Origin of the sequence: Streptomyces mexicanus (assembly GCF_902506575.1) — a bacterium.
Lineage (GTDB): Bacteria > Actinomycetota > Actinomycetes > Streptomycetales > Streptomycetaceae > Streptomyces > Streptomyces mexicanus.
The window spans coordinates 6243015-6264787 of sequence record NZ_LR732544.1 but is presented as its reverse complement, the minus strand read 5'-3'; the positions used below and the strand labels follow the sequence as shown (position 1 = coordinate 6264787).

At 74.2% G+C, this 21773-nt stretch carries 21 protein-coding genes; 5 read left to right on the top strand and 16 right to left on the bottom strand.

From position 1 onward, the window contains the following. From GV126_RS27990 to GV126_RS27965, 6 genes are all read right to left on the bottom strand, one after another. Positions 1-379 (bottom strand): DUF6153 family protein (locus GV126_RS27990; protein ID WP_159671954.1); only part of this gene is annotated, 379 nt, incomplete at its 3' end. Positions 380-512: 133 nt separating this feature from the next. Next, positions 513-1139: a DedA family protein gene (locus GV126_RS27985; RefSeq protein ID WP_159671952.1), complete on the bottom strand. Its 627-nt coding sequence runs from the start codon at positions 1137-1139 to the stop codon at positions 513-515. A 151-nt stretch (positions 1140-1290) separates the two neighbouring features. Beyond that, positions 1291-2319 (bottom strand): DUF2891 family protein, encoded by a 1029-nt coding sequence (locus GV126_RS27980; RefSeq protein WP_236570306.1) that lies wholly within the window; start codon positions 2317-2319, stop codon positions 1291-1293. Positions 2320-2408: 89 nt separating this feature from the next. Next, on the bottom strand, positions 2409-3125 hold the full coding sequence (gene pcp / locus GV126_RS27975) for a pyroglutamyl-peptidase I (protein WP_159671948.1): 717 nt from the start codon (positions 3123-3125) through the stop codon (positions 2409-2411). Positions 3126-3138: 13 nt separating this feature from the next. Then, on the bottom strand, positions 3139-4107 hold the full coding sequence (locus GV126_RS27970) for a DUF979 domain-containing protein (RefSeq protein WP_159671946.1): 969 nt from the start codon (positions 4105-4107) through the stop codon (positions 3139-3141). Further along, a complete protein-coding gene (locus tag GV126_RS27965) occupies positions 4104-4856 on the bottom strand; it encodes a DUF969 domain-containing protein (protein ID WP_159671944.1) in 753 nt (250 codons plus the stop codon). The genes GV126_RS27970 and GV126_RS27965 overlap by 4 nt, the downstream gene beginning before the upstream one ends. Positions 4857-5055: 199 nt before the next feature. Between GV126_RS27965 and GV126_RS27960 the strand changes: the two genes are divergently transcribed. Next, on the top strand, positions 5056-5832 hold the full coding sequence (locus GV126_RS27960) for a LamB/YcsF family protein (RefSeq protein WP_159671942.1): 777 nt from the start codon (positions 5056-5058) through the stop codon (positions 5830-5832). A gap of 224 nt (positions 5833-6056) precedes the next feature. Here the strand turns inward: GV126_RS27960 and GV126_RS27955 are convergent, their stop codons facing one another. Then, complete coding sequence (locus GV126_RS27955) at positions 6057-6470, bottom strand: SsgA family sporulation/cell division regulator (RefSeq protein WP_028423502.1); 414 nt, start codon at positions 6468-6470, stop codon at positions 6057-6059. 423 nt (positions 6471-6893) lie between these two features. Between GV126_RS27955 and GV126_RS27950 the strand changes: the two genes are divergently transcribed. Continuing rightward, positions 6894-8333, top strand: a complete 1440-nt coding sequence (locus GV126_RS27950) for a PP2C family protein-serine/threonine phosphatase (RefSeq protein WP_159671940.1) — start codon at positions 6894-6896, stop codon at positions 8331-8333. Positions 8334-8355: 22 nt separating this feature from the next. Here GV126_RS27950 and GV126_RS27945 read toward each other — a convergent pair whose 3' ends face one another. Further along, positions 8356-9852 (bottom strand): DNA-binding protein NsdB, encoded by a 1497-nt coding sequence (locus tag GV126_RS27945; RefSeq protein WP_159671938.1) that lies wholly within the window; start codon positions 9850-9852, stop codon positions 8356-8358. Positions 9853-10111: 259 nt separating this feature from the next. On the opposite strand from GV126_RS27945, the gene GV126_RS27940 reads away from it, so the two are divergent. Further along, positions 10112-11251 carry an aminoglycoside phosphotransferase family protein gene (locus GV126_RS27940; RefSeq protein ID WP_159671936.1) on the top strand — a complete coding sequence of 380 codons (1140 nt, stop codon included), beginning with the start codon at positions 10112-10114 and terminating at the stop codon, positions 11249-11251. Positions 11252-11554: 303 nt separating this feature from the next. After that, on the top strand, positions 11555-13573 hold the full coding sequence (locus GV126_RS27935) for an N-acetylmuramoyl-L-alanine amidase (protein ID WP_159671934.1): 2019 nt from the start codon (positions 11555-11557) through the stop codon (positions 13571-13573). Between the two features lie 85 nt (positions 13574-13658). Here the strand turns inward: GV126_RS27935 and GV126_RS27930 are convergent, their stop codons facing one another. The 4 genes from GV126_RS27930 to GV126_RS27915 form a co-directional block, all read right to left on the bottom strand. Further along, complete coding sequence (locus GV126_RS27930) at positions 13659-14156, bottom strand: hypothetical protein (protein ID WP_028423497.1); 498 nt, start codon at positions 14154-14156, stop codon at positions 13659-13661. Between the two features lie 174 nt (positions 14157-14330). Then, positions 14331-14573 (bottom strand): DUF397 domain-containing protein, encoded by a 243-nt coding sequence (locus GV126_RS27925; RefSeq protein ID WP_159671932.1) that lies wholly within the window; start codon positions 14571-14573, stop codon positions 14331-14333. 109 nt (positions 14574-14682) lie between these two features. Next, on the bottom strand, positions 14683-15384 hold the full coding sequence (locus GV126_RS27920; RefSeq protein WP_159671930.1) for an alpha/beta fold hydrolase: 702 nt from the start codon (positions 15382-15384) through the stop codon (positions 14683-14685). Positions 15385-15421: 37 nt separating this feature from the next. Beyond that, complete coding sequence (locus GV126_RS27915) at positions 15422-16279, bottom strand: alpha/beta fold hydrolase (RefSeq protein ID WP_159671928.1); 858 nt, start codon at positions 16277-16279, stop codon at positions 15422-15424. Between the two features lie 225 nt (positions 16280-16504). Between GV126_RS27915 and paaK the strand changes: the two genes are divergently transcribed. Then, positions 16505-17797, top strand: coding sequence for a phenylacetate--CoA ligase PaaK (paaK, locus tag GV126_RS27910; RefSeq protein WP_159671926.1), 1293 nt, complete (start codon positions 16505-16507; stop codon positions 17795-17797). On the opposite strand, the gene GV126_RS27905 is transcribed toward paaK, so the two are convergent. The 4 genes from GV126_RS27905 to GV126_RS27890 form a co-directional block, all read right to left on the bottom strand. Beyond that, positions 17769-18365: a GNAT family N-acetyltransferase gene (locus tag GV126_RS27905; RefSeq protein WP_159671924.1), complete on the bottom strand. Its 597-nt coding sequence runs from the start codon at positions 18363-18365 to the stop codon at positions 17769-17771. The two genes, paaK and GV126_RS27905, sit on opposite strands and share 29 nt — an antisense overlap. Before the next feature lie 33 nt (positions 18366-18398). Next, a complete protein-coding gene (locus tag GV126_RS27900; protein WP_159671922.1) occupies positions 18399-19943 on the bottom strand; it encodes an acyl-CoA synthetase in 1545 nt (514 codons plus the stop codon). 119 nt (positions 19944-20062) lie between these two features. Next, entirely contained in the window at positions 20063-21514 is a 1452-nt protein-coding gene (locus GV126_RS27895; RefSeq protein WP_201299885.1) for a sodium:solute symporter family protein, read from the bottom strand. Next, on the bottom strand, positions 21511-21726 hold the full coding sequence (locus tag GV126_RS27890) for a hypothetical protein (protein ID WP_028423491.1): 216 nt from the start codon (positions 21724-21726) through the stop codon (positions 21511-21513). Before GV126_RS27890 ends, GV126_RS27895 begins: the two co-directional genes overlap by 4 nt. Positions 21727-21773 lie beyond the last annotated feature (47 nt).

The window sequence follows — 21773 nt, the reverse complement described above, 5'->3', positions numbered from 1 at the left end:
GCGCGGGGCGGCCGGGGCCGGCCGGGGCGGGAAGCAGGGCGGGCGGCACGTACCCGGTGGACGTACCGGCGGCCGTGCAGGTGCCCCCGGCGTGCCGCATCGCCGCACCGCCGGGGTCCGGGTCGGACACGTGGCGGCAGGTGTCGCCGGCCCGGTGCACGGGCGCGGCGTGGTGGGCGGCCCAGGGGGCCTGGGCGGCCTCCGTCCGCGCGGTCCCGTGGTGTGCGGGCATCGGGGCCATGGCGCCGTGCTGTCCCACCGAGGGCATCCCGCCGGGCGACAGCGCGTGCATGCCGACCAGTCCGGCCAGCACGGCCAGGACGAGCAGGGTCCAGCGGGCACGGCTCGCCAGGGAGCGGGTGCGGGCGCCGGACGTCATGGGCCCATCGTAAGGGGATCTTCTCCGCTCCCGTGACGCACCTGCCGGGGACGTCGCACGCGCCGGCCCAGGACGCCCGACACTCCGGCCCGGGGCGTTCCGCCGCGCCGACCGGGGAGTCGCACGCCGCCGCTCAGGTCTCCTTGCGCCGGCGGCGGCGCAGCAGGTGCCGGGCGATCAGCGCGACGACGAGGACGCCGAGGGCCACCAGCACGTACACCTCGTACTGCTTGACGGTGTCGTAGACGGCGTTGATGTGCGTGCCGGCGATGTAGGCGAGCGTGACCCACAGGCCCACCCACAGGGCCGCGCCGAGCGCGTTGAAGGCGAGGAAGCGCAGCCAGTGCATGCCGGTGGTGCCCGCAATGATGCCGTTGGCCTGGCGCAGTCCCTCGATGAAGCGGGCCACGGTGACGATCTTGCCGCCGTGCCGGGTGAAGAACCGCTCGGCCTTCTCGAACCGCTCCGGCGTCAGGAAGACGTACCTGCCCCAGCGGTGGACGAAGGCGCGGCCCCCGAAGTGGCCGATCAGATAGCCGATGTTGTCGCCGACGACGGCGGCGAGGAACCCGATGACCCCCACGGCGACGACGTTCAGCTCGCCCGCGCCGGCGTACACCCCGGCCGCGATCAGGATCGTCTCGCCGGGCGCGGGGATCCCGAAGTCCTCCACGAGGACCACGCCGCCCACGGCCCAGTAGCCGTAGTGGCTGAGCAGCGGTGCCAGGTGCTCGAGCGGACCCGGAAGCGGAGGGGCCATGTCCACCACCGTACGACCCCCGGCGCGCGGGACGCCGCAGGGGGCGCCGCGCGCCGGGCCCGGCGTGAGCCGACGGAGGACGGGGGGACCGGCCGGATCGGCGCATGCCGGCCGAGGCCGGCGGGGACCGGCACGGGTCGGCCGAGGTCGGTCAGGCGCGGACGCCGTCCCCCAGGGCGAGGGTCGCGAAGGTGGCGAGCCAGTGGTCCGTGGTGAAGTCCCCGGAGGTGGTCGCGGGCAGCGCCGCCGCCAGGTTGGCCGTGGCCGCCGCGGTGAGGACGGGGGCGCGGACGTCGCCGTCCGGCAGGGCGTCCGCGATACCGCGCAGCGCGGCGGCGCGGCTGAGGCACAGGCCGAGCAGGTGCCCGATCTGCGGGTCCGCCGCGTCCGAGATCCGCGGGGGCGGCAGGAAGTCGCCGCCGGTGCTCCCCAGCTCGGGCAGGAACCGCTCCAGCCAGTGAGCGAACTCCCGCGCGGGCAGCACCCGGCGCACCGCGTCCGCCTCGCACAGCAGCGGCGAGAGGAAGTCCTGGCCGGAGGGCTCCCAGCGGGTGGCCGCGCCGTGGTCGGGGAGGTACCACCGGCGGATCCTGTCCGCCACGGGGGCCGCCAGGTGCGGCACTCCGGCCCGGTCGGCGCTGTCGAGGACCAGGCCCAGGGCGAAGGCGCTGTTGGCGTGGGTGCCGTGCCGGACGGGGTACGTCGCCTTCGGCAGCCAGGCGAGGAGCAGGTCGGCGACGGTGGCGGCGGCCGGGGCGAGCGCGGTGTGCCAGCGCCGGGCCGCGTCGAGGAGCCCGGACGCCTGCGTCCCGGAGCGCTCCTGCTGCGCGATCAGTGCGGCGCTCTCGCCGGTGAGGGCCAGCAGCCACGCCCACCCGTAGGGCCGCTCGAAGGAGGGGTGGGCGCGCAGGTAGGCGGCCTCCGCGGACAGGGCGCGGGTGGTCAGGTGAGCGTCCAGCGCGCGCACGACGTCCGCCCGCAGCGTGCTCGTCGCGGCCTCGCCGTCCCAGGGCAGCCGCAGCAGCCGGAGCAGCAGCCAGTGCATGTGGACGCTGGAGTGCCAGTCGTAGGCGCCGTAGAAGGCGGGGTGCAGGGTGCGGGGCGGGACGAGTTCGTGCGGGCCCGCGAGGAGGTGCGCGGGTGCGTTCGGGTACTCCCGGGTGATGTTGGCCAGGGCCACCTCGGCGAAGCGCGCGGCGCGGGCCGTGAGCCGCCGGTCCCCCTCCCGGGCCCCGGCGGGCGGGGTGTCCGGCGTGCCGCTGGTCGTGCTCAATGGGTCGCTCCTCCGGTCTCGCGGATGTCGGTGGCGGTGCGGGCGGCGGCGGTGAGGATCGCGCACAGGCCGCGTACGGCGTCCGGCACCGACAGCGACGGCGGTACGGGGCGCTGGGCCGCCGCCTGCTCGGGGCTGTAGGGCACGTGGACGAAGCCGCCCCGGACGCCGGGGCGCTCGGTGGCGAGCAGGTGGGCCAGCCCGTAGAAGACGTGGTTGCACACGAAGGTGCCGGCGGTCTGGGAGACGGAGGCCGGGACGCCTGCGGCGCGGGCCGCGGCGACGCACGCCTTGATCGGCAGGGTGCTGAAGTAGGCGGCGGGGCCGCCGGGCACGACGGGTTCGTCGACGGGCTGCCGGCCGGCGTTGTCGGGGATGCGGGCGGCGTCCACATTGATCGCGACGCGTTCGACGGTCAGGTCGGGGCGCCCGCCGGCCTGGCCGAGGCAGACCACCAGCGCCAGGTCCGGCCCGGCGGCGTCCAGGGCGGCGCGCAGTTCGTCCAGGGCGGTGCCGAAGGCGCAGCTGAGCCGGACGGCGGTGACGTCGAGCCCGGCGGGCGGCCGGGCGGCGAGGAGTTCGGCGGCCTGCCAGGACGGGTTGACCCTCTCGCCGTCGAACGGGGCGAAACCGGTGACCAGCACCCGCACGGTGCTGCTCGGTGCGTCGGGAGAGGGGGTGGGAGCGGTCGGTGCGGTGGGGGTGTCGTGCATGGAGGGGCGCCGCCTAGAAAGCGAAGAGATAGACGATGAGGATGTTGCAGCACAGCAGGACCGCGGCCGTGGGCGCCTGCGCCTTGATCGGCCCGTACTGGTCCTTCAGTTCGAGCAGCGCGGCCGGTACGAGGTTGAAGTTGGCCGCCATGGGCGTGCACAGCGTGCCGCAGAACCCGGCGAGCATGCCGACGGCGAGGACGGCGGGCGCGTTGCCGTGCATCTGCTCGATCAGCACCGGCCAGCCGACGGCGGCGGTCATCACGGGGAACGCGGCGAAGGCGTTGCCCATGATGACGGTGAAGACGAACATGCCCACGCAGTACAGCGCCACGGCGGCCAGCTTCTGCCCGTCCGGCAGCACCGACTCGGTGATCTTCCCGACCTGGGTGCCGACCCCGGCCGCCTGGAAAATCGCGCCCATCACGGTCAGCAGCTGCGGCAGCACCAGGGCCCAGCCCATGGACTCCAGCAGTCCGCGGCCGGCGTGCAGCGGCACGCTGACCCGCCGCTCGCGCAGCACCCACATGCCCACGCCGAGCGCGACGATCGCGCCCACGCCCAGGCCGAGGATGGTCTCGCTGCCCTTCTCCAGCAGCCGGTGGCCGCCGATCGCGAACTTGGGCACGACGACCGCGCAGACCATGGCGACCACCGGGATGGTCAGGGCGGGCACGAACAGCTTGTTGCCGAAGCGTTCGGCGAGCCGGACGCGTTCGCTCTCGCCGGTGGTGCGCGGCGTGCCCTTGCCGGTGAGGTTGAAGCCGCCGAGGCAGATCAGGACCAGCACGGCGATGCCGAGCGGTTCGGCGGGCAGGGTCTTGTCGTTGACCCAGGTGCTGTAGAAGAAGCACAGGCCCAGCAGCCCCCAGAAGGCGGAGGTGCCGTAGCGCTTGGGGTTGCTGCGGTCGACGAGCATCTGGCCGGCCATGACGACGAAGACGGCGCCGACCAGCCAGAAGAACCATTCGGACTTGATCACTTGGCGGACCGTCCTTCCCGTGCGTCACGGCCGCGCGCGTCCTCGCGCTCGACGGTCATCCGCGCGTTCGCGGTGACGAGTTCGCGCTCCAGCGTGCGGTCCAGGCGCAGCAGCCGGCCGCCGTGGACGAGGAAGGCGCACACGGCGCTGGGGATCGCCCACAGCGCGAGGTGCAGCGGCTCCAGGTGGGTGTGGTACGTGCTGTTGACCAGCCCGGTGATGAGCAGGATGGAGCCGATGGCGAGGAAGCAGTCCTCGCCGAAGAACACACCGACGGTGTCGGCGCCCGCGGCGTGCGCGCGCACCTTCTCCCGGATCTTCTCGGGCAGCGGCCGGCCGCCGTTGCGGCGCTCGGCGGCGGCCTCCGCCATCGGCGCGATCATCGGCCGGACGCTCTGTGCGGGGCCGCCGATGGTCTGCAGGCCGACCGCGGCGGTGAGCTGACGGATCAGCAGGTACAGGGCCAGGAAGCGGCCGGTGGTCAGCTTGGTGCCGAGTTTGCCGATGAGGGTGCGGGCCTGCTGCTGCAGGCCGTTGCGCTCCAGCAGGCCGATGACGGGCAGCGTGATGGCGAAGATCGTCACCGAGCGGCTGGACGCGAAGCTCTCGCCGAAGGTCCGCAGGATCTCCAGCGGGGAGAGCTTGCCCAGCAGCCCGGTGACGATCCCGGCCACGCCGACGACGAGCAGCGGGTTGCGGCGCGTCGCGAAGCCGAGGACCACCACGAGGACGCCGAGGAGAACGATCATGCCGCCTCCTCCCTTCCGTTGATGATGTCCCGGCAGGCTAGAGGCTTGTTGAACGATCCGACAAGGGTGACCCACGCCACTCGGGCGCCGACGGACCGGACGGTGCGGGCGGTCACCGCAGCCTGGAGGGGTGTGCCGGGGCTCACTCGAGGGCTCGACCTCTTGCAGGATTGTTGAACGATCGCATACGTTGCGCGGGATGAACGCGACGATCGACCTCAACGCCGACCTCGGTGAGGGCTTCGGCCACTGGCGGCTCACCGACGACGAGGCCCTGCTCGCCTCGGTCACCAGCGCCAACGTCGCCTGCGGCTTCCACGCCGGCGATCCCGCCACCATGCGCCGCGTCTGCGAGCTGGCCGCCGCGCGGGGCGTCCGCATCGGCGCCCAGGTCTCCTACCGGGACCTGGCCGGCTTCGGTCGTCGCGCCATGGACGTGCCGGCCGCCGAGCTGTCCGCCGAAGTCGCCTACCAGATAGGCGCCTTGGACGTCTTCGCGCGCGCCGCCGGCACCGCCGTCTCCTACGTCAAGCCGCACGGCGCGCTCTACAACCGCGCGGTGCACGACGCCGAGCAGGCCGCCGCGGTCGTCGCCGGCGTCCGGCTGGCCGGTGACGCCGCCGGCGGGCAGCGGCTGCCGGTGCTCGGCCTGCCCGGCTCCCGGCTGCTGGCGGCGGCGGCCGAGGCCGGGCTGCCCACCGTCGAGGAGGCGTTCGCCGACCGCGCCTACCGGCCCGACGGCACCCTGGTGCCGCGCAGCGAGCCCGGCGCCGTGCTGCACGACCCCGAGCAGGTGGTGGCCCGGTCGGTACGGCTGGCCCGGGACGGGGAGATCGTGGCCGCCGACGGCCGGGTGCTGCGCAGCGCGGCCCGCTCGCTGTGCGTGCACGGCGACACCCCGGCCGCCGCGCTGCTGGCCCGCCGGGTGCGCGAGGAACTGGCGGCGGCCGGCGTCACGGTCGAGGCGTTCGCGTGAACACCCCCGCCGCCGCCTCCCGGGCCGGCGCGCCCGCCCTCGCTCCTGTACACAACCGACCCTTCCGGCGGCTCCCCACCTTCAGCACTTCCCCCGACCCGGATGACCCAAAACCCCGGTGGCCCCACACCTGGGCGCCCGCAGACGGCAGCCGGCCCACGTCCCGGACGGCCCCACCGGCGCACGCGGCCCGGACGACGCGCCGGCCCCCGGGAGGACCGGGCTCAGACCGTGCCGAACAGAGCGCTCAGCCCCCGGTCGACGGCCGCGCCGGCGTCCTCCCGGCCGGCCGCGACGACGGCGTAGGTGCGCAGCAGGAAGCGGCGCAGCGCCGGGGTGGCGAACTGCAGCAGGGCCATGCCGGACGAGGAGTGCAGCTCCAGGGCCGTACGGGCGTCGCCGCAGGGCCACAGGCGCACGTCCCCCACCCCGGCGGGTTGCCCGAGCCCCTCCTCCAGCAGGGAGCGGGCGAAGGTCCAGCACACCTCCCTGCCGTCCAGGGAGGCGTCGGGCGGGAAGTCCAGGTGGACGGCGAGCGGGTCGGCGGAGGCGTAGCGCAACGTGGCCGACACGGCGCGCGCCCGCCCGTCGGCGGTGATCAGACGGGCGGGGGCGGGCTGTTCGAGGGTGGTGTCCATGGTGGTGGTCTCCCGTACGGGTCGGAGGGTCGGCCGGTGGTGCCCTGTGTTTGTCAGGAGCCCGCAGGGGCGGGTGTCTGACACCCGCGACATCAGAAAGTGATGTGATGTGCGTCACACCGACTCGCGTACCGCACCCGGGACCGCTCCGACCGAACACATGACCATCGAATGTGCGTGTGAGCGGGAACTCGAACGCCCCGACGGCCCGTCAGGAGACGTAGACCCACTACGCCGCGACCACCCGGCCGGCTCGGCCGAAAACACCAGCGGATCCGGCGGAGAAGACGGTGGCATATGCCAGGTGCACCACCGTATCGTGTCTTGCCGAATCCCTTACGGGCCGCGGCTCGCTGTGCAAGAGTCGTCACGGTCCCTCCCCCGCCCTGGCTGTGTCCCGCCGTCCCCGTATCGGAGTGCGTCATGCCGTCCCACCCCTCCGCGGACCGATCGGCCGACCAGCCGCCGGGACGCGGCGGTTCGGTCGACGCCCTGATAACCCAGACACGCCGGCTTCGGGGCCAGATGGACGCCGTGCGCCGGGAAACCGAGACGCAGAGCGACACGGCGGACCCGCGGGGCCGCTGGGAACGCGCCCTGTGCGAGCTGGCGTCACATCAACTCCGCGATCTGGACGTGCACTTGGCCCAGTTACGGAACGGCCCGCCCCCGCTGCCCACGGCCCCGGCCGGACCGGCGGCGGCCACCGCCGAGCGGTCCGCCGCGCCGCGCGGGGCCCTGCTCGGCGCGGTGGGCAGCGCGGAATGGAACCTGCTGACGGACGAGGCCGGCTGGTCCGACGAGTTCTACGAGATCCTCGGCCGCGACCCGGCCACGCCCGCCCTCACCCTCGACGAACTGCCCTCCGTGGTGCTGGAGGAGGACCGGCCCCTGCTGACCGCGATGGTCACCGGCTGCCTCGTCGACGCCCGGCCCATCGACGGCGAGTTGCGCATCGTACGGCCGGACGGCGCGGTCCGCACCGTGCACCTGATGGGCGAGCCGGTGCTCGACGCCGACGGCTCCACCGCCTCGATGTGGGCCGTGCTGCGGGACGTGAGCGCCCTGCGGCACAGCGAGTCGGCGGTGCGCGAGAGCCGGGAGGCGCTGCGGCACCACCGGCACGGGGCCGGGGCCGAGCAGCGACTCGACCGGGCCCTGCGGGACGGCGTGCCGCCGGCGTGGCGCGGCTGTCGGCCACTCGCCCGCCGGGGCCGCCCCGCGTTCGAGTGCGCCGCCCACCACCTGCCCGCCGCGCCCGGCAGCGGGATCGGCGGCGACTGGTACGACGCGCTGGAACTGCCCGACGGCGATACGCTGCTCGCCGTCGGCGGCCTCACCGGGCACCGGCCCGCCCTGGCCGCCGACATGGCGATGCTGCTGGGTGCCGTACGCGGCATGGCCATGGCGGGCGCCGCGCCGGACCGGCTGCTGGCCTGGCTGAACCAGCTGCTGGACACCACCGGCCGGCCGGCCCTGGGCAGCGCCGTGTGCTGCCGCTACCGGCCCGCCACCCGCACCTTGCTCTGGGCGCGGGCCGCCCACCCCGCCCCGCTGCTGTTCCGCGACGCGACGGGACGGGCGTTGGACGCCCCGGACGGCGTCCCGCTGGGCGCCGGCCCGGACGCCGCCTACGGACAGGCCGAGGCGACCCTCGCCGTGGGCGACCTGCTCCTGCTGCACACCGACGCGCTGCTTCCCGGGCACGGCGGCGCGCCCGCCGCGGACCGCCTGCTCGGTCTCGCCCCGCGGTTCGCCACGGCCCGCACGGCACGGGACTGCGTGCGCACGGTCGTGGAGGAGTGCGGTACCGGCGAGTGTGCGCAGGAGGGCTGTGTGCTCGTCGCCCGCGTGGTGTCGTGAACCGGGCCCCTGGCCCCGGCCGTCACACCGCTGCGCTGCCGGCGGCGCCCTTGCCCTTGGTCCTGGGCATCGCCAGCTCGATCTCCTCCCGCAGCTCGTGGATCTTCGGGTAGGTGGCGTACTGGGCGGTGAGCCGGTACATCTCACGCAGCCGGTGCCAGGTGCGGCGCGAGGAGTTGGAGCCCATCGCCATCAGGGCCAGCCGCGCGTACCGGGCCGCCTGTTCGGGGTCGTCGGCGATGAAGCAGGCGGACGCCATGGACAGGTGGTCGAAGATCTTCGACCGTTCGCGTCCGTCGATCCGGAGGGCCAGGGCCTTCTCCGCGTAGTGCTGGGCGTGCACGGCCGCGCCCGGGTCGAACTCCGCCAGCGTGCGGTACGCCAGCGCCTGCATGCCGTACAGGTCCTCGTCCTTGAAGGTCTGCATCCAGTCCAGCGGCTCGCCGTCGCCCTTGTCGGAGACGAACAGCTCCTCCGCCCGGCCGAGGGTGCGGCGCATCGCCTGGCCCTTGCCCATGGCGGCCTGCGCCCACGCCTCGATGGTGTGGAACATCGCCTTGGTGCGCGGCTGCAACTGCTCCCCCGCACCGGACTGGGCGAGCCGCATCAGGTCCAGCGCGTCGTCGGGGCGGCCCAGGTGCACCATCTGGCGCGCGGCCCGGGACAGCGCCTCACCGGCCCGCGGCCGGTCGCCTCCCTCGCGCGCGGCGTGCGTGGCGATGATGAAGTACTTCTGCGCCGTCGGCTCCAGACCGACGTCGTGGGACATCCAGCCGGCCAGCACGGCCAGGTTGGCCGCGACGCCCCACAGCCGGCGCTGCAGGTGCGGCGGGTGACGGTAGGTGAGCATGCCGCCCACCTCGTTGAGCTGGCCGACCACCGCCTTGCGCTGCAGTCCGCCGCCGCGGGCGGCGTCCCACGCCCGGAACACCTCCACGGAGCGTTCCAGCTCCGCCACCTCCTGCGACCCGACGGGGGCGGCGTCGTAGCGGTCGAACCCGGCGGGGTCGGCGTGCAGGGGGTGGTCGAGGTCCGGTGCGTCGGCCTTGAGTGTCGGGTCGGTGTGCAGCCAGTCGTGCATGGCGCCGCTGAGTGCGGATCCCGCGGTGAGCGCGGCACCCGCGCCCACCAAGCCGCGTCGGTTGAGCATGAGGTCCATTCCCGTGAATTCGGTGAGGACCGCGGCGGTCTGCTCGGGCGCCCACGGCATGCCGTCGGGAAGTTCCTCGTCCCCGCCACCCTGCCGTTTCCCCGTACGCCCGTGCCGTACCAGACCGAGGTCCTCGATGGTCACGACACGGCCGAGACGCTCGGTGAACAGGGCCGCCAGCACCCGCGGCACGGGATCGCGCGGGATCTCTCCCATGTCGATCCACCGCCGCACCCGGGAGGTGTCGGTCGCCAGCTGGGGGTGGCCCATGGCCGCCGCCTGCCGGTTGACCAGCCTCGCGAGTTCCCCTTTGGACCAGCCGGCCAGGCCGAACGGGTCCGCGGGACGGGTGTTGGGTTGTCCTGTCACGTCAAGCCCCCAGGTACTCGGCTGAGTTGACAGTAGACCTGCCGTGACATGCCCGGCGACTATTCGCCAGGGTTCGCCAGGGTGCGCCAGATGGTGTGCCACCGGTCATGGGGTGTCAGGTAGGAATGCGCCACCCCGACCCGGTCGCCACCGGTTATGCCAACCGGATATGACAGGTGCATTCCCCAGGGTGCACCCGGGCGTCCGGGCCGGGCGGGGCGCGTCCAGCAGCAGGCACACGAAGGGATCTGTCTCGGTCATGTACGCAGCATCGTCCTCCGTGTCCGCCCCGCCCCGGTCGCTGCGTCCCCGCCCGGGCGCGGGCGGCCCCTACCTCGAACCGGCGCGCCCGGCGGCCCCGGTGCTCGGCGTGGGCCGGCCGCGGCGCGCCGCGGCGCCCGGCGCCGGGCCACTCAGCGGGAGACTCGACTTGTCCGGCCCACAAGGGGCCCAGCTGCGCACGGCTCTGGCGTCGGTGCACCGCATCTGCCCGGAGTTCGCTCCCGTGCAGGTGCTGCGCCGCAACGGACGCTCGGTGCTCCTGGTGGGCACGACCGGACGCAGCACGGCCGTCGCCAAGTGTTTACTGGACCACTCCCCCACGTGGGCCGAGCGCTACCGGCACGAGATAGCGGCCTACCGCTCGTTCGTCCGGCACCGGCCCCCCATCCGCGTGCCCCGGCTGATCGCGGCGGACCCGGACACCTGCACCCTGGTGATCGAGCGGATGCCCGGCCGGGTGGCCGCGCTGCAGCGGCACCCGCTGGAGACCCCGCCGCGGGCCGACATCAGGGCGGCCCTCGGCGCCATCTGCCGGCTGAACTCCTGGCGTCCCCCGGCGGGCACGTTCGACGCCCCGCTGGACTACGCGGCGCGCATCTCCCGCTACCACGAGCTGGGGCTGCTCACCGACCGGGACCTGGGCGACCTGCAAAAGCTGCTGCACGGCATCGCGCACGCGGCGGGCCGGCAGGGCATGGGCCAGTTCTGCCACGGAGACGCGCTGCTGTCCAACATCCTTCTGTCACCGGCCGGTCCCGTGCTGGTGGACTGGGAGCACGCGGGCTGGTACCTGCCGGGGTACGACCTGGCGACGCTGTGGGCGGTGCTCGGCGACGCGCCGGTGGCCCGGCGCCAGATCAGCCAGCTCGCGCAGGCCGCGGGCCCGGCCGCACGGGACGCGTTCCTGGTGAACCTGATGCTCGTACTGACCCGGGAGATCCGCACCTACGAGATGGCCGTGCAGCGGTCGATGCAGGACCCGGCCCCGGCGGCACCGGGCACGGGCCAGCCGGCCGGCGTGCCCTCCGGTGAGGAGCAGCGGCTGCTGCTGCGGCGCCTGCACGACGACTGCCAGCTGGCCCGCAAGGCGGTGCGCGCGGCGGTCGGCACCCGCTGATGGCCCCCCTTGGTCCGTGGTACGCCCGCCGCACGGCGGACGCACCACGGACCTGTGCGCTCCCCGGGCGCGCGGCACCCGCGGCAGGAGCCGCCGACAGGGACCATTGGTGTACGCCACTGACGCCCCGCAGGCCCGCGTGCCGCCGCCGCGAAACTCGCCGACCCCCCGCGTGACGTGGGAAATCACCTCCAGGAGCGCATGATTGACGGATCGTCGGACAGCCGGTACCACTGACCCACGCCGACCTCAGTGGTATCCGTCCCGCACGCCCCGCCACGCCGAGCGCCCCAGGAGGCCGCATTGCGAGGTTCCGCCACCGACCCCACGTCCGCGCCGGACGACAGACACGTGCCGCGGGCGGGCCGGCGTGCGCGCAGGACGGCGGGAGCCGTCGCCTGCGCGGCACTGCTGCTGCCGCTGCTGGGCACCGCCCCCTCCGCCACCGCGGTCACTTCCGCCGCATCCGACCCGGCCGGGACGAGCCGTCTGCAGAAAGCGTTCGCCGGCGCGGCGGCCGAGTACCACGTGCCGCTCAGCGTGCTGCTGGGCGTCTCCTATCTGCAGTCCCGTTGGGACGGTCACGCCGGTGCCCCGAGCGTGACCGGCGGCTACGGCCCCATGCACCTCACCGACGCGCGCACCGCGCTCGCCCGGGCGCCGCACCACAGCGACGGCGCCGAGGACCCGCGCGGCGACGACGCCCGCCCCGCCCTGCACCCGGACGCCGAGGTGCCGGCGGCCTCCGCGCTGCCCGACCGGCTCAAGACGTTGACCAAGGCGGCCGAGCTGACCGGCATCCCCGCCGAGCGGCTGCGTTCGGACGCGGCCGCGAACGTGGCGGGCGGCGCGGCCCTGCTGGCCGCCGCGCAGAAGAAACTCGGCGAGCCCCTCAGCGCCGATCCGGCCGACTGGTACGGGGCGGTGGCGGAGTTCTCCGGCGCGGACGACCGCGCCACGGCGGCGGCGTACGCGAACGACGTGTACCGCGTGATCCGCTCCGGTGAGCGGCGCACCACGGACGCCGGCCAGCAGGTCGTGCTGGCCGCCCGTCCGCGGCTGGTCCCCGACACCGCGCAGCTGGCGCGGACGGGCCTGCGCCCGGCGTCTTCGGCGGAGACCGAGTGCCCGTCCTCGGTGTCCTGCGAGTGGGTCCCGGCGCCGTACGAGGAGTTCGGCACCGACGACTACGGCAACCACGACCTGGGCGACCGGCCCGCCTCCGAGCGCATCCGGTACATCGTCATCCATGACACGGAGGGCACCTGGGACGGCGTCCTCAACCTCATCAAGGACCCCACCTATGTGTCGTGGAACTACACGCTGCGCTCCACCGACGGGCACATCGCCCAGCATGTGAAGGCCAAGGACGTGGCGTGGCACGCGGGCAACTGGTACGTCAACGCCACCTCGATCGGCCTGGAGCACGAGGGCTTCCTCACCGCTCCGGACGCCTGGTACACGGAGGCGATGTACCGCTCGTCGGCGCGGCTGGTGAAATACCTCGCGCAGAAGTACGACATCCCGCTGGACCGGCAGCACATCCTCGGCCACGACACCGTGCCGGGCCCGACCACCGGCACCATCCCCGGCATGCACACCGACCCCGGCCCGTACTGGGACTGGCGGCACTACTTCCAGCTGCTCGGCCGCCCCTTCGAGCCGAGCGCCGGCAAGAACGGCGGACTGGTGACGATCCGCCCCGACTACGCGGCGAACCGCACGGAGTACACGGGCTGCGACGCGCCCGGCGAGCCGTGCGCGCCGCACGGTTCCAACGAGGTGCGGCTGTACACGCGGCCCGACACGTCCGCGCCGCTGGTCAAGGACATCGGCGACCGGCCGGACGGCGGTGACTCCACGACCGACGTGAACGACGTGTCCTCCCGGGCGGAGACCGGGCAGCAGTACGCGGTCGCCGACCGCCAGGGCGACTGGACGGCGATCTGGTACCTGGGGCAGAAGGCCTGGTTCCAGAACCCGGCGCAGCAGCCGACGGCGGTGAACGCCTCCGGTGCGGTGGTGACGCCGAAGGACGGGGTGGACAGCGTGCCGGTGTACGGGCGGGCGTATCCGGAGAAGGCGGCCTACCCGGCGGGTGTGCCGGTGCAGTCCGTCTCGCCGCTGCCGTACCGGCTGCCCGCGGGACAGAAGTACGTGGTCGGCGGCGCGGTGCCGGGTGAGTACTTCTACGCGGTCACCTTCACCACCGACTCGCACCGGGTGGTGGTCGGCAAGGACCTGTACTACGAGATCCAGTTCGGCCACCGGGTGGCGTTCGTCCGCGCCGCGGACGTACGTCTCGAACGGTCGGGCGCCTAGGGTCGCCGACGCACCCCGCGCAGTACCGCGCAAGGGCCGGCCCCGAGAGGGGTCGGCCCTTGTCCGTCGTCGTGGTGCGGTCGGATCAGCCCTGCTGGAACAGTTCGGCGGGCAGCGGCTTGAGCAGGGCGTACAGGTCGTCGGTGATCGGGCGGTCCCAGGCGGCGATGGTGACCAGGACGCCGTCGCTGCGGTCGAACTGCACGCAGGAGATCCGGCTCTCGGACAGCTTCAGGCGCCGCACGATCAGGAGGTTGTCGCCCTGCAGCACCGGGGTGTCCTCGGTGCCGACGACGGTGACCTCCTCGTCGTTCTCCAGGGCCAGCAGCAGCTGGGCCACCTCGAAGGGCACCTCGCCCTCGGCGACGTCACGGGCCGGGGATCCCTCGGGCAGATTGCCGATGATCATCGCGGTGCCACGGCCGCCGAAGAGGTCGTAGCGCAGGAACACGCCCTGGCAGCTGCCGTCGGGCGCGGGCAGCAGGCCGGCACCGAGGTTGCCGGGCCAGTCGCCCGGATCCATGGCCAGTACGTCGAAGTCGGGCCCGGCGGGGGTGGCGCTGCGGCGACGGAGGAACGACATGCCGCCATGGTACGTGTCCCGCCCGGCCGCGCGACGTGCGGGCGGCCCGCGAACGGGCCGCGCCATCACCCGGAACGGAGATCCGCCGGGCCGGGCGCACCGGTGGCCGGACGGGCGGCCTCGCCCGCGCCGGCCGCACTCCCACCGGGTCGGCTCAGGTCCGCTCAGGTCGGCTCAGGTCAGGTCGAACTCTCCCTCTCGGGCGCCCGAGACGAACGCACCCCACTCCGCGGGGGTGAAGATCAGGGAGGGGCTGTCCGGCCGCCGGCTGTTGCGCATGGCAATGAACCCCTCGACGAAGGCGATCTGGACATCGCCCAGGCCCCGGCTGCCGGACTGCCACTCGGCGTTGCTGAGGTCCAGCTCCGGCTTGTCCCATCCCGCCAGCGGGTGCCGCTGGACAGTGCTCTCGGCCACGTCCGTGCTCCTCCCGAATCGTCGTCCGCGGGTCAGCCTAGCGATCGCCGCGGTGCGCCGACAGGGCGTGTGCGCGGGACATGTGCGCGGTCGGCGGTGCGCCGTGCGGTCAGCCGGTCAGGAACGGCTCCACGACGGCCAGGAACTCCTCGGGACGCCTCTCGTGGACGAGGTGCCCGGCGTCGACGGTGACGACCCGAGCGAGGGGTATCCGCGCGGCCATGGCGGCGATCTGCTCCTGCGGGACGAAGCTGCTGGGACCGCCTCTCACCAGCAGCGTGGGCGCGGAGATCCGACTCATGTGCTCCCACCAGGAGGGGTGCGGGGCGTTGCGCTGCTCGTCGGTGGCCTCGATCATGGCCCAGTCGTAGGGCAGGTCTCCCTCGGGCCGCTCGGCCGGCGGCCGGGGCGGGTCCAGCGGCAGCGGCGCGGGCACGTCCTCCAGGACGAGCCTGCGGACGAGGCCGGGTGCGTGCTGGGCGAGCAGGTAGGCGACGGCGCCGCCGAGCGAGTGGCCCACGATGTCGGCCCGGTCGATGCCGAGCGCGCCGAGGAAGCCGGCGATGTCGTCGCGCAGCATCTCATGGGCGTAGGCGCCGGGCCGGTCGCTGCGCCCGTGTCCGCGCAGATCGGGCGCGTACACCCGGCGGGGGTGCGCGCCGTCGGCCAGGCGCCGGGCGATCGGCGTCCAGTCGGCGCCGTCGGCGCCGCGGCAGTGCAGCAGCACGACGGGGGGCGCCTCCCGCGGCCCCTGGACGCGGTAGGCGAGGGTGATGCCGTTGGCCTTGACCGTGCGCGGTGCGGTGTCCATGGACGGCACCGTAGAGGCCGTCCGCCGGGGCGGGTGATCACTTCGCGGAGAGCGGAGCGGGCCCGGCGAAGAAGGCGGCGACCCGCGAGACGAACCACTCCGGGTCGTCGAGCCACGGGTAGTGCCCCGCCCCGGGCTGCACCAGGAACTCCGCGTGCGCGAACGCCTCGGCGGTCCGGCGGGCGAGGTCGGGGCCGGGTCCGCCGTCGAGGCCGCCGGCGAGGACGAGGACCGGGGCGGCCAGCTCGCTGAGCGCGGCGCGGGTGGCCGCCGGGTCGAAGGCGGCCTCGGCGAAGTAGCGGGCGGCGGCGTCCTCGTTGGTCTGCCGCTCGTCGGCCTGCGCGTGGGCGCGGGCCGTCTCGTCCCAGCGGCCGTAGAAGAACGGGGCGAGGAAGAGGTCGTAGCCGGCCGTGCCGGCCAGCCAGGCCGCCAGTTTCGGGTACGCCGCCTCGAACCACGCCTCGCCGCTCCGGAGCCGGGCCGCGGCCAGCCGGTCCGCGGCCGTCGCGCTCAGGCCGGGCGGGCGCACGGCCGTGGTGATCAGCGCGAGCCGGGCCACGCGCCGGGGGTGGCCGGCGGCGTAGAGCGCGGCGAGGCTGCCGCCCGCCGAGTGGCCGAGCAGGTCCACGCGTTCCAGGCCGAGGTGCGCGCGCAGCGCCTCCACGTCCTCGACCTGCCGGTCGCAGCGGTACGTCGCGGGATCGGCGGGCGGGGCGGACTCGCCGGTGCCGCGCAGGTCGAGGAGGACCAGGCGGCGGTGCGCGGTGAGCCCGCCGAGGTCCCCGAGGTAGGCGGAGGCCCGCATGGGCCCGCCGGGCAGGACGACGAGGGGCTCCCCCCGGCCCCGCAGGTGGTAGGCGAGCCGGGTTCCGTCGGGCGCGGTGAAAGTCGGCATGCGGGGATCCTGGCGGCGGCGCGCGGGATCTGCCAGGGGTTTTCCCCGGCCGGCCGCCGGAGATTCCTCCCTGCCGGCCGCCGCGGATCTTTTCTCGCGGGCGCCGGGGATTTTTTTCTTGCAGGCCTCTTGCCTGCGGCCGGCCGGCCTGGATTACTGACCCCGGCAAGTGTCAACCGAATGATCGGTCGACCGTATTGTCGCGGTAGGTGAGGGAGAGTCCCGATGGCGGATGTGACGGAGCTGCTGGACTCGGGGGAACGGCTCGACGTGCCGGAGCTGCGGGCGCTGCAGCTTCAGCGACTGCGGGCCTGTCTGCGGCACGCGTACGAGAACGTGCCCTTCCACCGGGCCTCCTTCGACCGGGCCGGTGTGCGCCCGGAGGACTGCCGCACCCTCGCGGACCTGGCCCGCTTCCCCTTCACCAGCAAGGAGGACCTGCGGGGGACCTATCCGTTCGGGATGTTCGCGGTGCCGCGCGAGCGGATCCGCCGCATCCACGCCTCCAGCGGCACCACCGGGCGGCCCACGATCGTCGGCTACACCGACCGGGATCTGTCCCTGTGGGCGGACATGGTGGCCCGCTCCCTGCGGGCGGCGGGCGCCCGGCCCGGTGACGTGGTGCACGTCGCCTACGGATACGGCCTGTTCACCGGCGGCCTGGGCGCCCACTACGGCGCCGAGCGGCTCGGCTGCACGGTCGTGCCGGCCTCGGGCGGGATGACGGCCCGGCAGGTGCAGCTGATCCAGGACCTGCGGCCGCGGATCATCATGGTCACGCCGTCGTACATGCTCACGCTGCTCGACGAGTTCGAGCGGCAGGGCGTCGATCCGCGCTCCACCTCGCTGGAGGGGGGCGTGTTCGGGGCGGAGCCGTGGACGGAGGAGATGCGCCGGAAGATCGAGGAGCGGTGCGGGATCGACGCGGTCGACATCTACGGGCTGTCGGAGGTGATCGGGCCGGGGGTCGCGCAGGAGTGCGTGGAGACCAAGGACGGCCCGCACATCTGGGAGGACCACTTCTTCCCGGAGGTCGTCGATCCGATCACCGGCGAGGTGCTGCCCGACGGCGAGGAGGGCGAGCTGGTGTTCACCTCGCTCACCAAGGAGGCGATGCCGGTGATCCGCTACCGGACGCGGGATGTGACCCGGCTGCTGCCGGGCACGGCGCGCGTCTTCCGCCGCATGCAGAGGATCACCGGCCGCACCGACGACATGGTGATCCTGCGCGGGGTGAACGTGTTCCCCACGCAGATCGAGGAGATCGTCCTGCGCACCGCGGGTGTGGCCCCCCACTTCCAGCTCCGCCTCACCCGCGAGGGCCGCTCGGACGCCCTCACCGTCCGCGCCGAGGCCCGCCCCGACGCGGGCCCCGCGGTCCGCGAGGCCGCCGCCCGCGCCATCGGCGTGGCGGTGAAGGACGGCATCGGCGTCTCGGTCGGGGTGGAGATCGTCGAACCGGGCTCGCTGGAGCGCTCGGTGGGCAAGATCAAGCGGATCGTGGACCTGCGGGCGTGACCACGGCGCGCGCGTGCAGGTGGCCGGCGCGCGGATACGCCGGGGGCGCGGCGGGCAGAGTCGCGGTCAGGTCGTAGCCGCACTTGGCGGCGACCCGGCAGGAGGCGGTGTTGTCCTCCTGGTGGATCAGTTCCAGGCGGGCCAGTCCCCGGCCGGCGAACGTGGCGAACGCCCAGTCGCTCAGCGCCGCCAGGGCCCGGGGGGCCACGCCCCGGCCGCGGGCGTGCGCTGCCGTCCAGTAGCCGACCTCGGCGGACGCCCGGCCCGGGGCGAGGTTCTTCACGACGACGTGTCCCATCACCCGCTCCCCCGCCCCGCCGGCCGCCACGACGGCGAAGGCGAACCGGTTGCCTGCCTCGCGGTGCCGGCGCTGTTCCTCGATCCACCGGGCGGCGCCCGCCTCGTCCTCGACGGCGGCGGTCGTCCAGCGGCGCAGGGCGTCGTCCTGGTGCAGTGCGGCGAGCACGGCGGCGTCGTCCGGGCGCCACGGGCGCAGGCGGAGCGCCGGTGCCGGCGCGCCGCCCGCCGTGTGCGGCGGGACCGGGACGGTGATCTCGTTCGTCGGCATGGGCGCCATCGTGCCGCAACGGGCTCCAGGGGCCTACGGTCCGCCGATGGCGTCCCGCGGATCCGGCAGGTCCCGCGGCTCCTGCGGCTCCCGCAGATCCCGCAGTTCCCGCTTCAGGATCTTCCCGCTGGCGTTGCGCGGGAGTTCGGTGACGAAGTGGACGCGCTTGGGGGCCTTGAAAGCGGCCAGGCGGGCGCGGGTGTGGGCGATCAGTTCGTCCTCGGTGACGCCGCCGCGCGGGACGACGAACGCCGTGACCGCCTCGATCCAGCGGTCGTCGGGCAGGCCGACCACGGCGGCCTCGGCGACCGCGGGGTGCGTGTAGAGGGCGTCCTCGACCTGACGGGAGGCCACCAGCACGCCTCCGGAGTTGATGACGTCCTTCACCCGGTCCACGACGGTGTGGTAGCCCTCCGCGTCGCGCACCGCGAGGTCGCCGGAGTGGAACCAGCCGTCGCGGAACGCCTCGGCCGTCTCCTCGGGCTTGTCCCAGTACCCCTCGCACAGCTGCGGGGAGCGGTAGACGATCTCGCCGGGCGTGCCGTCGGGCACGTCCTTGCCGTCCGTGTCGACCACCCGGGCCTCGACGAAGAGCACCGGCCGCCCGCAGGAGTCCATCCGCCCTTCGTGCTCGTCGGGGCCGAGGACCATGGCCAGGGGACCGATCTCGCTCTGGCCGAAGCAGTTGTAGAAAGCCAGGTGCGGCAGGCGGGCGCGCAGCCGCTCGAGGACCGGCACGGGCATGATCGAGGCGCCGTAGTACGCCTTGCGGAGCCCGTGGAGGTCGCGGTCGGCGAAGTCGGGGCGGCCCGCGAGGGCGATCCAGACGGTGGGCGGCGCGAACAGGCTGTCCACGCGGCCCGCTTCGACCAGGTCAAGGATCCGGTCGCCGTCGGGCGCGTCGAGGACGATGTTCGTCGCGCCGACGGCGAGGTAGGGCAGCAGGAACACGTGCGTCTGCGCCGAGTGGTACAGGGGCAGCGCGTGCACGGGCCGGTCGCCCGCGCGCAGGTCGAGGGCGGTGATGGCGCTCAGGTACGCGTGGACCAGTGCCCGGTGGGTCATCATGGCGCCCTTGGGCAGCGCCGTGGTGCCCGAGGTGTACAGCAGCTGCACCAAATCCTCGTCGCGCGGCTCGGGACCGTCGTACGGCGTCGCGGCCGCCAGGCGGGCGAGCAGCGAGTCGTCGGCGTCGCGCAGCGCCAGGACCCGCATCCCGCCGGGCAGATGCCCGGCGAGGTCGGGGTCGGTCAGGACGAGCGCGCTGCCGGACTGGCCGAGGATGTAGGCGAGGTCGTCGCCGGTGAGGTTCTGGTTGACCGGCACGTGCACCAGGCCGGCGCGGGCGCAGGCGAGGAAGGCGATCAGGTAGGCGTCGGAGTTGTGGCCGTAGGCGCCGACCCGGTCGCCCGGCGCGAGACCCTGCTCCCGCAGGACGCTCGCCGCGCGGGAGACGGCGTCGTCCAGCTCGGCGTACGTCCAGCGGCGGTCGCCGTACTCGATGGCGAGCCGCGCCGGGGTGCGCCGGGCGCTGCGCCGCAGGACCGCGTCGACCGTGCTGCCGTGGCGAGGCGTCATGACAGCTGATCCTCCGGTGCCGTCGCGGGGAGGTCAAGCGGTCCGCACACCCGGCGGGTTCGGCAGCGGCAGCGAAGCCGCTTCCCCTGCTGCTTCCCCTGCGGGCCGAGCCGGTTCGGTCACGGCCGGGAGGTGGCCGGTTCGGCCGCGGGGTCGGGCAGCGGGGCCGGTTGCCGCAGGAGCAGGTGGGCGGCCCAGGTGACGGCGATGTTCGGGACCAGGGCGACGAGGCCGGCGTCCACGCTGCCGAGGTCGACGCCGCCGAAGGTGAGCCAGCCGAGCACGGCCACGCCGGTGACGATGCCGAGCAGCGCCGGCGCGGCCCCCAGCCGGACCTCGGCCCGCAGGCCGGCCAGGGTCGCGGGGGCGAGCTGGGCGAGGCCGCCGAAGGTGAGCAGCAGCAGGTTGGCGAGGAGGTCGGGCCGGGTCAGGCCGAGCAGCAGGGCGAGGCCCGCGGCGACGAGCACGGTCGCGTGGTTGGCGCGCAGCCGGGCACGCCCGCCCAGGCCCCGGGGCAGCAGGTTGTGCGAGACGAGGGAGGAGATGCCCATGACGATGGCCGCGGAGGGCACCATGGCCGCCCCGGCCGCCGCGACCGCGACGACGCCGACCAGCCAGCCCGGCAGGGCGTGTCCGGCCATGGTGAGCAGGGCGTCGTTCGGTGCGGTGCCTCTGGGCAGCACGAGCGCGCCGGCGAAGCCGATCACGATGGGGATCGCCAGCGCGATCTGGTAGAGCGGCAGCCACACGTAGTTCTTCTGCAGGGCGCGGCCGCTGCGGGCGGACAGCAGGGCCGGCCACAGGTGCGGCATGGTGTTGAAGCCGGTGCCGATGCTGCTGATCAGCATGGCGCAGCAGAACCAGGTGGCGTCGAGGCCGTCCTGGCGCAGCGTCAGCAGTTCGGGGCGGGTGTGCTGGATGCCGGAGAACAGTCCGCCGAAGCCGCCGCTGACGCCGAGCGGGACGGCGACGAGCAGCAGCACCAGGGCGCCGACCATGAGGACGTCCTTGGCGTAGGCGGCGCGGGCGATGCCGCGGATGCCCGCGAGCAGGACGAACGCGGCGGTCAGGGCGGTGGCCAGGACCATGCTGAGCTGTGCGCCGGAGTGGCTGCCGGTGGCGAGTTGGACGATCACGCCGAGGCCGGTGATCTGCAGTTGCAGGTAGGGCAGCAGGAAGACGGCGCCGACGACGGCGACGACCTTGCCGAGCAGGGGGCTGCGGAACCGTTCGGTGAAGAAGTCGGCCTGGGTGACGTAGCCGTGGTCGCGGCCCAGCTTCCAGAAGCGGGGGGCGAGGAAGTACATGGGGATCAGCCCGAGGGCCAGGTAGCCCAGGGCGTAGACGGCGGCGACGCCGCCGCTGAAGGCGAGCCCGGCAAAGCCGAGGAAGCTGAAGGTGGTGAAGAACTCGCCCGCCTGCAGGAACCAGGAGGTGAGGGTGGAGAAGCTGCGGCCGCCGACCGTCCAGTCACCGAGGTCGTGCGCGCGGGCCCGGGCCCGGCGGCCGCTGGCGCCGAGGAGCGCGAGGCCGAGCATCCCGGCGAGGGCGATCACCATCGTGCTGTTCATGCCGTCGTGCCCTCCTGCTCGTCGCGGTGGGTGCCCAGGCGCTCGGTCACGGCGAGCGCGGCGGTGGTGCCGAGGGTCCACACGACGCCCCAGACGAGGACGGCCGGCAGGCCGAACCAGAGGCGGGTGGTGTCGACGAAGGGCAGGAAGGGGGTGGCGAAGAAGGCGACGGCCGGGACGGCGGCCACCGCGTATCCCAGGGCTCGGTTCATGTGCCGGCTCCGATCGGGCGTGCGCTGGGGACGGTGGTGGGGAGGGT

Coding starts and splice junctions, on each gene's coding strand:
- GV126_RS27920 (WP_159671930.1), bottom strand. CDS start 15,384: ATGGACACCGCACCGCGCACGGTCAAGGCCAACGGCATCACCCTCGCC.
- pcp (WP_159671948.1), bottom strand. CDS start 3,125: ATGCACGACACCCCCACCGCACCGACCGCTCCCACCCCCTCTCCCGAC.
- GV126_RS27900 (WP_159671922.1), bottom strand. CDS start 19,943: ATGACGCCTCGCCACGGCAGCACGGTCGACGCGGTCCTGCGGCGCAGC.
- GV126_RS27890 (WP_028423491.1), bottom strand. CDS start 21,726: ATGAACCGAGCCCTGGGATACGCGGTGGCCGCCGTCCCGGCCGTCGCC.
- GV126_RS27960 (WP_159671942.1), top strand. CDS start 5,056: ATGAACGCGACGATCGACCTCAACGCCGACCTCGGTGAGGGCTTCGGC.
- GV126_RS27915 (WP_159671928.1), bottom strand. CDS start 16,279: ATGCCGACTTTCACCGCGCCCGACGGAACCCGGCTCGCCTACCACCTG.
- GV126_RS27985 (WP_159671952.1), bottom strand. CDS start 1,139: ATGGCCCCTCCGCTTCCGGGTCCGCTCGAGCACCTGGCACCGCTGCTC.
- GV126_RS27905 (WP_159671924.1), bottom strand. CDS start 18,365: ATGCCGACGAACGAGATCACCGTCCCGGTCCCGCCGCACACGGCGGGC.
- GV126_RS27895 (WP_201299885.1), bottom strand. CDS start 21,514: ATGAACAGCACGATGGTGATCGCCCTCGCCGGGATGCTCGGCCTCGCG.
- GV126_RS27955 (WP_028423502.1), bottom strand. CDS start 6,470: ATGGACACCACCCTCGAACAGCCCGCCCCCGCCCGTCTGATCACCGCC.
- GV126_RS27950 (WP_159671940.1), top strand. CDS start 6,894: ATGCCGTCCCACCCCTCCGCGGACCGATCGGCCGACCAGCCGCCGGGA.
- GV126_RS27940 (WP_159671936.1), top strand. CDS start 10,112: ATGTACGCAGCATCGTCCTCCGTGTCCGCCCCGCCCCGGTCGCTGCGT.
- GV126_RS27965 (WP_159671944.1), bottom strand. CDS start 4,856: ATGATCGTTCTCCTCGGCGTCCTCGTGGTGGTCCTCGGCTTCGCGACG.
- GV126_RS27930 (WP_028423497.1), bottom strand. CDS start 14,156: ATGTCGTTCCTCCGTCGCCGCAGCGCCACCCCCGCCGGGCCCGACTTC.
- paaK (WP_159671926.1), top strand. CDS start 16,505: ATGGCGGATGTGACGGAGCTGCTGGACTCGGGGGAACGGCTCGACGTG.